A 13,525-nucleotide genomic window follows, 5' to 3' on the forward strand; every position below is an offset into this window, starting at 1 on the left:
AGCTTACCTCTTCAATAAGTCGTAAATGTGGGTTACGTTTTGCAAGAGAGTAACGACCACGATTTTATCGCCAATTGCCAATTTATCTTCTCCAGTTGGGAAGATGGCTTTTCCATTACGGATGATAGCAGCAATAAGGACACCATGAGCGAATTTAAGTTCAGAAAGTTTCTTCCCAGCGATTTTATTATTTTCCTTAATTTGGAATTGTAGGGTCTCGATACGGCCATTAGCTACGTGGTGAAGCGCGTCAAGACTAGAATCTTTGGCGTTATAGTGACCACGAACAAAGTGCATAACGGTATCAACAGCAATACTCTTAGGAGTGACAATTGTTGTTGTCTCACGTGTATCGACAATCTCTAAAAGACTGGTACGGTTGACCTTGGTAATATTTTTATGGACACCAAGACTTTCAAGGAACATAGAGGTGATGATATTTTCCTCATCTACTCCAGTTAGAGTAGCAACAGCATCATAACTAGCTGCGCTCTCTTCAAGAAGAAGGTCTTTAGCAGTACCATCCCCTAAGATAACGGAAACTTCAGGGAATACTTGACTAAAGGTTTGCGCACGGTCCATTTTCTGTTCAATCAATTTGACCTTAATACGGTTGTTTTTCAAGATATTTAGTAAGTAGTAGGAGATACGTCCAGCACCAATCAACAAAAGTTTTTTGATGCTTTTTGGTTTAATATAACTGTGGAAAAGTGCCATGTCAACACGTTTCCCAGTTACATAGATCTTATCCCCAGCTTGCATGGTAGCATTCCCGTATGGAATGGTGAGGTCGCCTTGACGATCAATCATACAAACCAAGATGTTACCGAATTTCTTACGAAATTGTTCCATTGTCATACCGGACAATCGGCTTGTTTCAGTGACCCTAAATGCCATAAGGATAACCCGTCCATTAGCAAAGGTTTCAACTGATAGAGCGTTTGGAAATTCAACGGTATTGGCAATATAGCGAGCAGTTAAAAGTTCAGGGTTAACTACTAATGAGAATCCGAGGAAGTTTTTGTCTTTGAAATAAGTATTAGAATATTCTGGGTTACGTACACGAACGATAGTTTCTTTTGCACCCATTTGTTTTGCCAGAACTGCTGATATCATGTTTACTTCATCTTTATCAGTCATGGCGATAAAGACATCGCAGTTGTTAACCTCGGCTTGTTCCAAAATCTTGAAATTTGCCCCATTTCCAGCAAAGCCCATAACATCGTAGCGTTTACTGATGCGTTTGAGGACCTCTTCCTTTTCTTCAATTAAAATAACGTCGTGCTTCTCATCAACAAGAGAACGACAGAGTGCCGTACCGACTTTACCAGCACCTACGACAATAATACGCATGAGTTACCTCCAAATAATCATTACTATGATACTTTATTTTGGCCGAAAAATCATCCTTTTCAGCCAGCTTTATAGGTTATTCCTGTAAAGAAGGTGATGAAGTTAAAAATATTAATTTTTTTCTACTAATAGTGTTGACTTTTACAGCTAAAGTGCTAAAATATACTCAACCATTCACTATTTTAAATCTAACCTGTCATGATTTAAGCTAATGAATGTCCATAACCATGTCGTCTGCTGAGCTTGACTCCGGGCGACATGGCATTTTTTATGTCTAGGAGAAGTCAGATGTCACGTAATCATATTGTCTTGTTTGAGCCCCGTATTCCACAAAACACTGGAAATATTGCGCGTACCTGCGCAGCAACCAATAGCCCCCTCCACATCATTCGACCTATGGGGTTTCCAATTGATGACAAGAAGATGAAGCGCGCAGGCCTGGACTATTGGGATAAGCTTGATATCACTTATTATGACAATTTGGCTGATTTTATGTCTAAAAATCATGCTGGTCGTTTGCATCTAGTAACGAAGTTTGCGGATAAGACGTATTCAGAAGAGGTCTATGCTGATGGTGAGGATCACTATTTTATGTTTGGTCGTGAGGATACAGGCCTACCTGAGGACTTTATGCGTGAGCATCCTGAAAAAGCTATTCGTATTCCTATGAATGATGAACATGTCCGTAGTCTTAATGTCTCAAATACGGTTTGCATGATTGTCTATGAAGCTCTTCGTCAGCAGCAGTTTGAGGGGTTGGAGCTGAGTCACCGCTACCATCATGATAAATTAAAATAGATACTTCATGTTGTCTTAAAAGAATAAGTATAGTTATTGACTATCAACAAATTAGAAATCCATAAATTAAGAACCTTGTCACCAAGGTTTTTTTGTGTTATCCTTAAAGGGTCTTCGGGGCAGGGTGAAACTCCCGACCGGCGGTGATTCTTTGGATAAGTCCGCGAGCGCAAGCTGATGAGGTGTAATTCCTCAACCGACAGTATAGTCTGGATGGAAGAAGACCAGTCTTTTTGCGTAGGCTTTTTTTGGCATAGGCAAATCCATTGGGAACTTCTTTCAAATTGTTAAAATTTGGAGGAATTTTTTTATGACAAACACACGTAAATTGGCTTACATTGCCATTTTATCTGCAGTTTCATTCTTGTTGCTTTATTTTTCATTTCCATTGATTCCAGCAGCAGACTTTTTGAAGGTTGATTTTTCAATCCTTCCTGCTCTTATCGCCTTGGTTATCTTTGATTTTAAGAGTGCTATTGGTGTTCTCTTGCTTCGTTCATTGTTAAAGCTCTTACTAAACAATGGTGGCCCAGGATCAATGATTGGGCTTCCTATGAATTTTGTTGCTCTAGGAGTCTTTGTTTGGGGCCTAAGCTATTTTTGGAAGAAAAATCAAACAAGCAAGAATTATATTCTTGGTTCTGTTTTAGGAACGATTTTGCTTACAGTTGCCATGGTTGTTCTTAACTACATTTATGCAGTACCACTCTATGCTAAATTTGCTAACTTTGATATTGCGCAATTCATAGGCCTTTATAAATACCTTTTCGCTATGGTAGTACCATTTAACTTACTGGAAGGCTTGATTTTTTCAGTAGCTTTTGCTCTTATTTATGCCCCGCTTAAGTCTATACTAGTAAAATTATAAATATGAAACACAAATACACACATTATATTTACGCTTCCTTTGCCTTTTTGTTATTTGTTACTCTCGGTTACATGGTTAAGTTCTACCCTGAAGCCTTGACAGAATTTGATAGCAGCATACAAACTAGGGTTCGAGGAGACTTACCAGCAGGACTGACACGCTTCTTTAAAACAATTACCATTCTTGGGAATGCGCCTGTACAGGCTATTATTGCAATCGTAGCAGTAATCTGGCTTTATCTACGTCAGTATAAATCAGAAGCTATCTTTGTGGGAGCCAGTGGGCTTCTCGCTAGTATCTTGATTGTAAGTTTGAAGTATATTTATCAGCGTCAGCGCCCATCAATTACGCATTTGTTACATGTGGGAGGCTACTCTTTTCCTAGTGGTCATTCTTTGGGGGCATTTATGATTCTTGGAGCAATTGCCATTGTCCTTGCTCAGCGTTTGGAGAATAAAGAATCTAAAATAGTAGTTTATGCTATTACTGGGCTTCTGATTTTCCTTGTTGGACTTTCGCGTATTTATGTAGGTGTTCATTATCCAACTGATGTTTTAGCTGGCTTTACCCTAGCGTTTGGCTTGCTTAATGCTGTCTATCCAACTTATGACCGTATTCGCTTTGAATGGCGATTTCAAAGCAAACAGAAATAAAACAATATGCAGTTCTGAACTGCATATTTTTGTTGGATAATCAAGATTTATCTTATAAAAACATTATTTTGTTATTAATGTATAAAAATATCGTATTTAAGACTAATATTCGGTTAAAAAAGCATTAACTGTATATTAAATATATTACAATTGTGATATAATATTTTTAAAGTTTTGATATAAAGGAGATTCTCTTGAACATAAAAGACAGCATTGGACTAAGAATCAAAACTGAGCGTGAACACCAACAGATGTCACGTGAAGTGCTATGTTTAGATGGTGCGGAATTGACTGTTCGCCAGTTAATTCGTATTGAAAAGGGGGAGTCTCTCCCGTCTTTAGATAGATTATCGTATATTGCTAAACGTTTAGGAAAAAGTATGACAGAGTTATTGGATCAAGACAATATTACCATTCCTGACGAATATTATGAAATGAAGAATCGTTTGATTAAGTTTCCAACGTACAGAAACCCTGACAGAATAAAGTCTAAACTTACTTTGATTGAGGAAGTCTATGAGAAATTTTTTGATATTCTTCCAGAAGAAGAATTATTAACTCTAGACATTCTCGAAAATATATTGAGTTTTACTAGTTGGGAGGAGAGTCCAAAAGTTGAGGAGATATATGAAGACTTGTTTGAACAAGTCAAAAGGAAGAGGAAATTCTCAACTAACGATTTATTAGTCATTGACTATTATTTCTTTCATCTTTATGGCAGAAAACAGTATGACAAAAAACTATTTGAAAGAATTATAAAGAGAGTATTAAATCAGGAAATTTGGACAGATGATGTTTACAATATTGTTTTATTTAATGATTTGATGGCTATTGCTGCTTTAAAGATTTTTCACAATTCCTTCTCAGACTTCTTAACAGTTGTGGATAAAGCCTTAGTTGTCATAGAAAAATCACAATTATATAGCTACAAGCCTAGTGTTTTTGTACTTAAGGCTAAATATGAACTTCTGCATAAAGAAAACAAGAAAGAGGCTGCAGAGAATTATGATAAGGCCATAATGTTTGCTTCCGTTTTGGAAGACTCGGTTTTAGAGGAAAGTATAAAGGCAGGAAAATTGGCAGATGGTTTATAGAAATGGTGGTGACATAAATGTCACTACTTTTTTTAGGGTTAAATGTGTACTATAGAAATATAAATAATAGTTAAAAGGAGTTATATTTTGAAAACCCTGAAAATATTTGTACTATTTTCACTACTTATTGCTATCTTGCCTTATTTTGCAGGATGTCTTTAATAAGGAGCCATCATGCCAAAATGTCCATATATTTCACAGGTTGTTCAGCGTGATTGTGGGGTAGCTGCCTTAGCTATGATTCTCAAGCACTATGGTTCATCCTATAGTTTGGCTTATTTGCGGGAGTTAGCTCAGACTTCTCGTGAAGGAACTTCTGCGCTTGGTTTGGTTGAAGCGGGCAAGCAGTTGGGGTTTGAAACTCAGGCCATTCGTGCAGATTTAGACTTGTTTAAATAAGAAAACCTATCTTCCCCTTTTATTGTACATGTGGTTAAGGATGGTGGTATTCAACATTATTATACATTATTTGGTAAGGACAAGGGACAGGTTGTAATTGGTGATCCAGATCCTAGCAAGAAGGTCATTAAATTGTCCCTAGAGGATTTTGACAAGGAATGGACAAGGGTTGCTCTATTTTTTGAACCGGGAGAAAACTACATTAAATATAAGGAAGAGGTACCTGGTCTTCTTTCGTTTTTACCAATTTTATTTCGTCGTAAAAGTTTGATAGCAGTCATCGTCTTGCTGAGCTTTCTGGTGACCCTTGTTAATATTATTGGTTCTTATTATTTGCAGTCTATTATAGACCGCTTGATTCCTCAAGAAGACTATTCTCTTCTGATTGTGATTTCTCTCGGTTTGTGCATCGCCTATCTAGCCCAACAAGTCTTCACTTTTTTCAAAGATTATCTTCTACATCGATTGGGTAATTACTTGTCCATTTCTGTTATCCTTCCTTATATTAAACATGTCCTTTCTTTGCCCATTAGTTTCTTCGGTTCACGTCGTACTGGTGAAATCACGTCACGTTTTAGAGATGCCAACACCATTATCGATGCTCTAGCTTCAACAATCTTATCGATTTTCCTAGATGTCACCATTGTGATAACTTTAGCTGTCGCCCTTATTTTACAAACCGTTCTCTTTTTTTGATGACCTTAACTTTGTAGTTCCTCTTTATGTTTTGATTATTCTGGCCTTTTTATAAGCTTTTTGAGAAGGAAAATTATCAATTGATGGAGGCAAATAGTCAGGTCAATACCGCTGTTATTGATGATTTGCGAGGTATTGAAACCTTAAAATCCTTGAGGGTTGAGGAAAGACGCTATCGAGAAATTGAGGTGAAATTCCATGACTATTTGAAGAAGTCTTTGTCTAAGGCCAAGTGGCAATTAACGCAGGATGGGTTAAAGACAGTGGTTCAGTTAGTTTCTAATGTCTTTATCCTCTGGTATGGGGGACAATTGGTCATGGAAGGGCAACTATCTGCAGGTCAGTTGATTACCTATAATATGTTGTTGAATTATTTTACAACTCCTTTAATTAATATCATCAATCTCCAATCTAAAATTCAGCAAGCCAAAGTCGCCAATAATTGTCTTCAAGAAGTTTATGTTGTGGACAAGGAAGAAAAAGGAAAACTTAAAGAGTTATCTTTTAAACAACTTGCTTTTAAAGGAGTCAGTCACCGTTTTAGTTATCAGTAAGAGACTCTTAGTAAGATTGATTTGACGATTAATAAGGGAGAGAAAATTGCCATCATGGGTCAGAGTAGTTCTGGGAAAACGACTTTAGCGAAGATTTCGTCAGGTTATTACACAAAATCTAGTGGTCATGTAAGCCTAGACAAAGCTTCTATTAGCCAAGCGGAGTTGCGCCAGTTGGTGACCTATGTTCCACAACAGACCTATGTCTTTACGGGAACAATATTAGAAAATCTATTGTTAGGCCTTGAAGGAGAAGTTGATGAGCATCTTATTCTGAAAGTCTGTGAACAAGCCGATATTTTGGCTGATATTCAAAAGATGCCCCTAGGTTTTCAGACCCAAGTATCTGAAGATGGAGGTCTGTCTGGCGGTCAAAAACAAAGATTAGCTATAGCAAGGGCTCTCTTGTCCAATCAACCAATCTTGATTTTTGATGAAGCTACAAGTGGTCTGGACAGGGAAACTGAAAGTAGAGTAATGGCCAATCTTTCTGAACTGACACGAACAATGATTTTCATTGCTCACCGTAGCAGTGTCTACCAACATGTCAGTCGTGTAGTGACTATGGCAAATGGGAAGCTTGAAGCAGCTAGTCCCAACTTCAATCCATTCCAGTTCATTTAAAATCATCTTCCTATTTATATAGAAAAATTAAGGAATCTAAAATTTCAAATCTTGCAGCCGTCTTCTTTATGTAGTATACTGGGGTATACTATTAAGAGGTGTAAACATGTTAGAGGCATATAAAAATTTTTGGTTAGACTATCTCGATTTTTATGGTCGTACAAAACGATTAGATTATTGGGGGTTGTCCTGATTAATGGCGTTATCGGTAGCTTGGTTTTCCTACTGATGTACTTGCTTGGGCAAACAAAAGCTGCTGGATTTACATTGACGGATTTCATTCTATTTATAGCAGCAACGGCACTTCCTACCATTTCTATGCAGATTCGTCGTCTACGTGATGCCAATTCCAATGTTGCTTGGATTGTATTAAAAGCGACACCACTACCAGTAGTACTTTGGGTGATGTATGCCTTTCCTATAAGAGATTCAAAATAACTCCAATATAAAAAGGGTGAAACTAGTTAATCTAGTTCCACTCTTTTTTTCTTATAAAATAAAGCTACCTAAGAGGCTAACGAGGGTGAAGCTGATAGTTGCATAAAATACAGCGAGACGGGTCGCCTGGATAGGTTTATAAAGTCTAATAAGTGTTAGGACACACCAAATAAAGAGTACTGTGACAAACCAACCTGATAGTAAGCGACGTGGCGTTACACCATAGAGTGCTATATAAACGCCAAAGAGTTTCCAGCCGGCGATAAGGGGCAAAGAGGCTAGCAAAAGTAAAGAGTAGGGTACTCAACAAACGAAGCCCCTTGTGGGTGAAGAAGTTTTCTTTAGAAAAAATGTAAAATCCAGCTAGGATTCCCAAGTTAAGGGTAGAGACTCGAACTAATTGCCAGAAGCCCTGAACAGCAATATGTGAGGCTTGATGGGCTGGAATTTTGACTTGGTTGAGAGAAAGGAGTTCTCCCATTTGACTAGTGGCAGTTAATATGAATAGGGCATAAGTAAGGCAGAGGCTTCCGAGTACGATATAAGCTGCTACTTTTGGAAACTGACGGGTTGTTTTAAGACGGCCTTCAAATCGTTTTTGACTAAGTGGCTTTTCTTTTGCCAAATAGGTTGCAATAAGTTGAGCAAAAAGTCCTGAGCCAGAGGGATACTGGTTATTAAACGAGAGAATAATAATCCGTTATCCTTGAAGGTGATAGTGAAATCAAGTAGAGTAGCAAGTGTATGGAAGAACTGTTGCCAAAGTTGTCCGAAAGCAGGCAAGACCTGACTAGCAGCGAAGACCATCAGTATCAAGGCAATCATGATACTAATGAGAATCATCCATTTGTGGTTCTGAACTGCGTGTTTTTCTTCTTCAGAGAGCTCTTGTTTAGGTGCTGTTTTATAGAGTAGTGTCCAGGCTCCGATAAAGAAATATTTCAGTGGGAAGATGCAGCTAGTGTATAATGAGGTCTAGCCAAACCATAATTCCAAACGGTCTTGACTACTTTGTCCAGTACGTGCCATTAAGTAAAGGAGGATACTCGCATGAAAGCAAAGAATCTAAGCGCTCCCCCAGTTGTCGTGCAGACCCCAAAGACTAATTTGTAAACCTTGTAGTAGACTAGTGACCATAAGTATTGCCGATTCAAGTCGCATTCCCTTTGCTTTTCCACCTAATAGACGACAGCCCAGTTCAATCGTACTTATCAAGACAACGATTGCTGGAAAGGCAAAGGAAAAATGGGTCAAGTAAGTGACATATAGGAAGCAGGCCACGAGACAGGCGACAATCAGTCCCTTAATTTTCCAAATGTCTTTTGGTGAAAAATATTCCAAGAGTTTCTTGGTTTTGGTTTGAAGACTAGTCTTTTCGTCGGGATATTCCTGGGAGACTAGCTGTAAATTAGTAGTATAGTTATTTGTTTCCATCATAATTCTCCTTTTGGATGTTAGTCCAAAAAGACTTTATTATAAAAAATGTTCAATTTTGTCACCCAACTGTAAAATTACTAAAAATAGGTCTATGGACTTAGGTCTGGAGAATGAGTTGGAAAAATAGGTGAGTAAAAAATATTATTCTCACATTGAATGATAGATTGTACGGGCTATATTGTCAGAAACTGTCAAATGCTAAAGATAGTTTTTTAGAGATTAACTGTTTGTTTATCTGGGATTGAGCAAAGGACTTCTATCGAGGATCACCAAAGGTGATGTCATTTTTTGACACTATATGTTAGATTGACTGCTATCTAAATGTTGCAAAATTTCTGAAAATTCGTTGACATGTATTTTCAAAGTAGTATGATATTAACATAAAAAAACTTAGGAGGTTCTTATGTTAGGTGTCATCCTACTCTATGTTGGTATGGTTTTGGTGAGTAATGGACTCCATCGTTTAGAGGGTATTCCTGATAAATCAAATGTTGTCATGAATATCTTTACGGGTGGTCTGGGTTTGATTCTCAACATTATTGTCATTGCTTACGGAGCTTGTACAGGGCAAGGTGCTGAATGGTTTTATGGTAGCGCTACTGGTCTTTTATTTGCTTTCACCTATCTTTACTCAGCAATCAATACGATTTTCGATTTTGATCAACGTTTGTATGGGTGGTTTAGTTTATTTGTGGCAATTAATACGATACCAGCAGGGATTCTTTGCTTAACATCTGGATACGGTGGTAATGCTTGGTATGGTATTATTTGGTTCTTGTGGGGTGTCCTATGGCTAACTGCCTTTATTGAAATTAATCTTAAGAAGAATCTAGGAAAATTTGTTCCTTACCTAGCTATTTTTGAAGGAATTGTAACAGCTTGGATTCCAGGGCTTTTGATGCTTTGGGGCAAGTGGTAAGCATTGATTTAAGGAGGAAAAACGATGCAATTGACAATGCGCGAGCAGGAAAAAATGATGATTAGCCTTGCGGCTATGATTGCTCAACGACGTAAAGACAAAGGAATCAAATTGAATCATCCAGAAGCAGTTGCTTTAATCACTGACTATGTGCTTGAAGGTGCAAGAGAAGGTAAAACTGTTGCCCAATTGATGGATGAAGCTCGCAATCTCTTAACACGTGAAGATGTTATGGAAGGTATTGCAGAAATGATTCCAATGATTCAAGTTGAAGCTACTTTTACGGACAGTACAAAACTGGTTACTGTTCATGATCCTATTCAGTAAGGAGAAATGTAATGATTCCAGGTGAATACCATGTGGCGAGTGAGCCAATTGATTATAACGGTGGTTACGAAGCCATTAGTCTTGAAGTGAAAAATGTGGGTGACCGTGCTGCTCAAGTGGGTTCTCACTACCATTTTTATGAAGCAAACGAAGCTGGTCTTCAATTTGATCGTGAAAAGGCGCGAGGCAAACGTCTAGATATTCCAGCAGGTACAGCCATTCGTTTTGAGCCAGGTGAAACGAAAACAGTACAACTTATTGACTTTGGAGGGGAACGTCGTATTTTTGGTTTCAATAACAAGGTCAATGGTTTCTTAGACTAGAAAGAGGACAAATCGATGAGTTTTAAAATGGATCGTGAAGAGTATGCTCAACACTATGGACCAACTGTAGGGGATAGTGTACGTCTTGGAGACACCAATCTTTTTGCAGCCATTGAAAAAGACTTTACTGTTTATGGACAGGAATCTAAGTTCGGTGGCGGTAAAGTTTTGCGTGATGGTATGGGTGTTAGTGCTACGGAAACACGTGACAATCCATCAGTTGTTGATACCATTATTACAGGTGCAACCATCATTGACTATACAGGTATTATTAAAGCAGATATCGGTATTCGTGATGGTAAGATTGTTGCTATTGGTCGCGGTGGTAACCCAGATACAATGGACAATGTGGACTTTGTTGTGGGTGCTAGTACAGAAGCCATTGCTGCAGAAGGTTTGATTGTGACTGCTGGTGGTATTGACCTCCACGTACATTATATTTCTGCTGACCTTCCTGAATTTGGTTTGGATAATGGAATTACGACCCTCTTTGGTGGTGGTACTGGTCCCGCTGACGGTAGTAATGCAACAACATGTACACCTGGTAAATTCCATATTACTCGTATGTTGCAAGCTGTTGATGATATGCCTGCTAACTTTGGTTTCCTTGCCAAAGGTGTTGGTTCTGAGACTGAAGTGGTTGAAGAGCAAATTAAAGCTGGTGCAGCAGGAATTAAGACACACGAGGACTGGGGTGCGACTTACGCAGGAATTGATAATTCCCTTAAAGTTGCGGATAAATACGATGTTTCTTTTGCGGTCCACACCGACTCTTTGAATGAGGGTGGATTTATGGAAAATACTTTGGAATCTTTCCAAGGTCGTACCGTTCATACCTTCCATACCGAAGGTTCTGGTGGTGGGCACGCTCCAGATATTATGGTTTTTGCAGGTAAGGAAAATATTTTGCCATCATCAACTAACCCAACTAACCCATATACTACAAATGCTATTGGTGAGTTGTTAGATATGGTTATGGTTTGTCACCACTTGGATCCAAAAATCCCAGAAGACGTATCTTTTGCCGAATCACGTGTTCGTAAACAAACTGTGGCTGCAGAAGATGTTCTTCACGATATGGGAGCCCTTAGTATCATGACTTCAGACGCCATGGCAATGGGACGTGTCGGTGAAGTAGCAATGCGTTGTTGGCAACTAGCTGATAAGATGAAGGCTCAGCGTGGTCCACTTGAGGGAGATTCAGAGTTTAACGATAATAACCGTATTAAACGTTACGTGGCTAAATATACAATTAACCCTGCCATCACCAATGGTATTGCAGACTATATCGGTTCTGTAGAAGTTGGTAAATTTGCAGATTTGGTTATCTGGGAACCAGCACAATTTGGTGCAAAACCTAAGTTGGTGCTTAAGGGTGGTATGTTAACTTATGGTGTTATGGGTGACGCTGGTTCAAGTCTTCCAACACCTCAACCACGTATCATGCGTAAATTATATGGTGCTTATGGTCAAGCGGTTCATAAAACAAATCTTACATTTGTCTCTCAATATGCTTATGATCACGGTATCAAAGAAGAAATTGGTTTGAATAAGATTGTTCTTCCTGTTAAGAATACGCGTAACTTGACTAAGCGTGATATGAAGCTTAATGACTACGCTCCAAAAACAATCCGTATCGATCCACAGACCTTTGATGTCTTTATTGATGATGAGTTGGTTACTTGTGAGCCAATCCATACGACATCATTGTCTCAACGTTATTTCTTGTTCTAAGGAAAACGCTATATACATGAGGCTGGATTTTTTCCTCCAACCTCTTTTGTATTTTACAGCCATAACGTTTTTAGCACTTATTAGGTTGCTATATGAGTCTGATGCTAGACTTTTAAAATGTAATAGAAAAGGAAAAAGTATGATTTTTACAAAAGTAGATGCTCTTGTTAAGGATATCGATGTGGACAAATACCATATTGAAACAGTCATTCTTTCGAGTGACGATCTTAACAAAAAAATTATTCGTGTGAAGAGTGATCATGGGAATGAATTTGGTATTCGTCTTGATAAGGGACAAAAATTGCAAAATGGATCTGCCTTTTTTATCGATGATCACCATGTCCTAGCTATTGGTGTTGAGTCACAGGATTTGATTGTCATCTCACCTAAAGATATGGATGAAATGGGAATCACAGCTCACATTCTTGGGAATACTCATAAACCGATTGAGGTGAAAGATGCCAAGATTTATTTAGAGGTTGACCCAGTTGTAGAGCAAGTCTTGACTCAAAAAGAGATTGCCTACACGATTGAAGAAGTGGTCCTTGATAAACCCCTACGCCATGTGAATTTAACTGCCCATGAACATTAATCCCTTTGCTAATGTGTCTTTGCAAGATTATCTTGAAATTGTGCAAATTGTCGATTCAACCTTTCCAATTGGATCATTTAACCACTCATTTGGGATGGAAAATTATCTGCGTGAAGACACTGTAACAGATGATAAAGGTTACGAAGAGTGGCAAGAAGCCTATTTAGCCAGTCAGTTTAAATATGGTGAAGGTCTTGTAATCAAACTGGTTTATGATGCTATGGTTACAGATAACATAGACCAGGTTTGGTATTATGATAAGGTCTTGACAGTTTCGACGCAAGCGCGTGAAACAAGACAGGGGACTAAAATGATTGCTAAACAAATGCTTCGACTCATTCAAAGGCTTCATGCTATTCCGGTATTGGATGACTATCAGTCTAAAATACGTAAGGGTGTGGCCTTCGGCAATCCAGCTATTGTCTTTGCGCTCTATGTGTTTAACAAGGGCTTGGGATGTAATGAAGCCATAGCACTTTATGGTTATAGCGTGATTTCGACGATGGTTCAAAATGCTGTGCGTGCCATTCCCCTTGGACAGTTTGCTGGACAGGAGATTGTTTTACGTAGCTTTTCGCAATTAGAAAAAATGACACAAGAAATTCAAGAATTGGATGCGTCCTACCTTGGGGCCAATACGCCTGGTCTTGAATTAGCTCAGATGAAACATGAAACACAGGTATTTCGCCTATTCATGTCCTAAAATATCAACAAGG

The 13,525-nt window shown here is 38.4% G+C and carries 17 protein-coding genes, 1 pseudogene and 1 riboswitch; of the genes and pseudogenes, 15 read left to right on the top strand and 3 right to left on the bottom strand.

Features of this window, described 5'->3' with window-relative positions; genetic code table 11:
• Nucleotides 1-3: 3 nt before the first annotated feature.
• Nucleotides 4-1,353, bottom strand: coding sequence for a Trk system potassium transporter TrkA (gene trkA, locus E3C75_RS03645; protein ID WP_024704181.1), 1,350 nt, complete (start codon nucleotides 1,351-1,353; stop codon nucleotides 4-6).
• Nucleotides 1,354-1,611: 258 nt separating this feature from the next.
• On the opposite strand from trkA, the gene E3C75_RS03650 reads away from it, so the two are divergent.
• The 9 genes and pseudogenes from E3C75_RS03650 to E3C75_RS03690 all read left to right on the top strand — a co-directional run bounded on the left by E3C75_RS03650 (nucleotide 1,612) and on the right by E3C75_RS03690 (nucleotide 7,477).
• Nucleotides 1,612-2,151, top strand: coding sequence for a tRNA (cytidine(34)-2'-O)-methyltransferase (locus E3C75_RS03650; protein ID WP_372585740.1), 540 nt, complete (start codon nucleotides 1,612-1,614; stop codon nucleotides 2,149-2,151).
• 106 nt (nucleotides 2,152-2,257) lie between these two features.
• Nucleotides 2,258-2,380: riboswitch (FMN riboswitch) on the top strand.
• 81 nt (nucleotides 2,381-2,461) lie between these two features.
• The gene (locus tag E3C75_RS03655; RefSeq protein WP_111679227.1) at nucleotides 2,462-3,019 is read left to right on the top strand and encodes an ECF transporter S component; all 558 of its coding nucleotides are present in this window, start codon (nucleotides 2,462-2,464) and stop codon (nucleotides 3,017-3,019) included.
• A gap of 2 nt (nucleotides 3,020-3,021) precedes the next feature.
• A complete protein-coding gene (locus E3C75_RS03660) occupies nucleotides 3,022-3,672 on the top strand; it encodes a phosphatase PAP2 family protein (protein WP_111679229.1) in 651 nt (216 codons plus the stop codon).
• Between the two features lie 194 nt (nucleotides 3,673-3,866).
• Nucleotides 3,867-4,766 (top strand): helix-turn-helix domain-containing protein, encoded by a 900-nt coding sequence (locus E3C75_RS03665; protein ID WP_111679231.1) that lies wholly within the window; start codon nucleotides 3,867-3,869, stop codon nucleotides 4,764-4,766.
• 237 nt (nucleotides 4,767-5,003) lie between these two features.
• Nucleotides 5,004-5,300: pseudogene (locus E3C75_RS11980) on the top strand (cysteine peptidase family C39 domain-containing protein); the annotation flags it as partial.
• A 165-nt stretch (nucleotides 5,301-5,465) separates the two neighbouring features.
• Entirely contained in the window at nucleotides 5,466-5,861 is a 396-nt protein-coding gene (locus E3C75_RS11985; RefSeq protein WP_252989162.1) for an ABC transporter transmembrane domain-containing protein, read from the top strand.
• 83 nt (nucleotides 5,862-5,944) lie between these two features.
• Nucleotides 5,945-6,415, top strand: a complete 471-nt coding sequence (locus E3C75_RS11990; RefSeq protein WP_111679233.1) for an ABC transporter transmembrane domain-containing protein — start codon at nucleotides 5,945-5,947, stop codon at nucleotides 6,413-6,415.
• 54 nt (nucleotides 6,416-6,469) lie between these two features.
• On the top strand, nucleotides 6,470-7,039 hold the full coding sequence (locus E3C75_RS03685) for an ATP-binding cassette domain-containing protein (RefSeq protein ID WP_231907528.1): 570 nt from the start codon (nucleotides 6,470-6,472) through the stop codon (nucleotides 7,037-7,039).
• 129 nt (nucleotides 7,040-7,168) lie between these two features.
• On the top strand, nucleotides 7,169-7,477 hold the full coding sequence (locus E3C75_RS03690; protein ID WP_223899647.1) for a DUF805 domain-containing protein: 309 nt from the start codon (nucleotides 7,169-7,171) through the stop codon (nucleotides 7,475-7,477).
• A gap of 145 nt (nucleotides 7,478-7,622) precedes the next feature.
• Here the strand turns inward: E3C75_RS03690 and E3C75_RS11500 are convergent, their stop codons facing one another.
• Both E3C75_RS11500 and E3C75_RS11505 read right to left on the bottom strand, forming a co-directional pair.
• Nucleotides 7,623-8,102, bottom strand: a complete 480-nt coding sequence (locus E3C75_RS11500) for a DUF4153 domain-containing protein (protein WP_223899648.1) — start codon at nucleotides 8,100-8,102, stop codon at nucleotides 7,623-7,625.
• Between the two features lie 440 nt (nucleotides 8,103-8,542).
• Nucleotides 8,543-8,914, bottom strand: coding sequence for a hypothetical protein (locus E3C75_RS11505; protein ID WP_223899649.1), 372 nt, complete (start codon nucleotides 8,912-8,914; stop codon nucleotides 8,543-8,545).
• A 403-nt stretch (nucleotides 8,915-9,317) separates the two neighbouring features.
• Here E3C75_RS11505 and E3C75_RS03710 point away from each other — a divergent pair, with 403 nt between their 5' ends.
• The 6 genes from E3C75_RS03710 to E3C75_RS03735 all read left to right on the top strand — a co-directional run bounded on the left by E3C75_RS03710 (nucleotide 9,318) and on the right by E3C75_RS03735 (nucleotide 13,512).
• Nucleotides 9,318-9,833, top strand: coding sequence for an AmiS/UreI family transporter (locus E3C75_RS03710; RefSeq protein ID WP_111679235.1), 516 nt, complete (start codon nucleotides 9,318-9,320; stop codon nucleotides 9,831-9,833).
• A 24-nt stretch (nucleotides 9,834-9,857) separates the two neighbouring features.
• Nucleotides 9,858-10,160 carry an urease subunit gamma gene (locus E3C75_RS03715; RefSeq protein WP_002886558.1) on the top strand — a complete coding sequence of 101 codons (303 nt, stop codon included), beginning with the start codon at nucleotides 9,858-9,860 and terminating at the stop codon, nucleotides 10,158-10,160.
• 11 nt (nucleotides 10,161-10,171) lie between these two features.
• Complete coding sequence (locus E3C75_RS03720; RefSeq protein WP_111679237.1) at nucleotides 10,172-10,483, top strand: urease subunit beta; 312 nt, start codon at nucleotides 10,172-10,174, stop codon at nucleotides 10,481-10,483.
• Between the two features lie 15 nt (nucleotides 10,484-10,498).
• Complete coding sequence (gene ureC / locus E3C75_RS03725) at nucleotides 10,499-12,217, top strand: urease subunit alpha (protein ID WP_084825765.1); 1,719 nt, start codon at nucleotides 10,499-10,501, stop codon at nucleotides 12,215-12,217.
• A 139-nt stretch (nucleotides 12,218-12,356) separates the two neighbouring features.
• The gene (ureE, locus tag E3C75_RS03730) at nucleotides 12,357-12,809 is read left to right on the top strand and encodes an urease accessory protein UreE (RefSeq protein WP_002949549.1); all 453 of its coding nucleotides are present in this window, start codon (nucleotides 12,357-12,359) and stop codon (nucleotides 12,807-12,809) included.
• The gene (locus tag E3C75_RS03735; RefSeq protein WP_002946398.1) at nucleotides 12,799-13,512 is read left to right on the top strand and encodes an urease accessory protein UreF; all 714 of its coding nucleotides are present in this window, start codon (nucleotides 12,799-12,801) and stop codon (nucleotides 13,510-13,512) included. Before ureE ends, E3C75_RS03735 begins: the two co-directional genes overlap by 11 nt.
• Nucleotides 13,513-13,525 lie beyond the last annotated feature (13 nt).

It is taken from the genome of Streptococcus thermophilus, assembly GCF_010120595.1.
GTDB lineage: Bacteria > Bacillota > Bacilli > Lactobacillales > Streptococcaceae > Streptococcus > Streptococcus thermophilus.

What these genes read in the sequence shown, in the direction of transcription:
- trkA (WP_024704181.1), bottom strand. Translation starts at nt 1,353, where the DNA reads ATGCGTATTATTGTCGTAGGTGCTGGTAAAGTCGGTACGGCACTCTGT.
- ureE (WP_002949549.1), top strand. Translation starts at nt 12,357, where the DNA reads ATGATTTTTACAAAAGTAGATGCTCTTGTTAAGGATATCGATGTGGAC.
- E3C75_RS11990 (WP_111679233.1), top strand. Translation starts at nt 5,945, where the DNA reads ATGGAGGCAAATAGTCAGGTCAATACCGCTGTTATTGATGATTTGCGA.
- E3C75_RS03735 (WP_002946398.1), top strand. Translation starts at nt 12,799, where the DNA reads ATGAACATTAATCCCTTTGCTAATGTGTCTTTGCAAGATTATCTTGAA.
- E3C75_RS03710 (WP_111679235.1), top strand. Translation starts at nt 9,318, where the DNA reads ATGTTAGGTGTCATCCTACTCTATGTTGGTATGGTTTTGGTGAGTAAT.
- E3C75_RS03660 (WP_111679229.1), top strand. Translation starts at nt 3,022, where the DNA reads ATGAAACACAAATACACACATTATATTTACGCTTCCTTTGCCTTTTTG.
- ureC (WP_084825765.1), top strand. Translation starts at nt 10,499, where the DNA reads ATGAGTTTTAAAATGGATCGTGAAGAGTATGCTCAACACTATGGACCA.
- E3C75_RS03720 (WP_111679237.1), top strand. Translation starts at nt 10,172, where the DNA reads ATGATTCCAGGTGAATACCATGTGGCGAGTGAGCCAATTGATTATAAC.
- E3C75_RS03650 (WP_372585740.1), top strand. Translation starts at nt 1,612, where the DNA reads ATGGCATTTTTTATGTCTAGGAGAAGTCAGATGTCACGTAATCATATT.
- E3C75_RS03685 (WP_231907528.1), top strand. Translation starts at nt 6,470, where the DNA reads ATGGGTCAGAGTAGTTCTGGGAAAACGACTTTAGCGAAGATTTCGTCA.
- E3C75_RS03655 (WP_111679227.1), top strand. Translation starts at nt 2,462, where the DNA reads ATGACAAACACACGTAAATTGGCTTACATTGCCATTTTATCTGCAGTT.
- E3C75_RS11505 (WP_223899649.1), bottom strand. Translation starts at nt 8,914, where the DNA reads ATGATGGAAACAAATAACTATACTACTAATTTACAGCTAGTCTCCCAG.
- E3C75_RS03715 (WP_002886558.1), top strand. Translation starts at nt 9,858, where the DNA reads ATGCAATTGACAATGCGCGAGCAGGAAAAAATGATGATTAGCCTTGCG.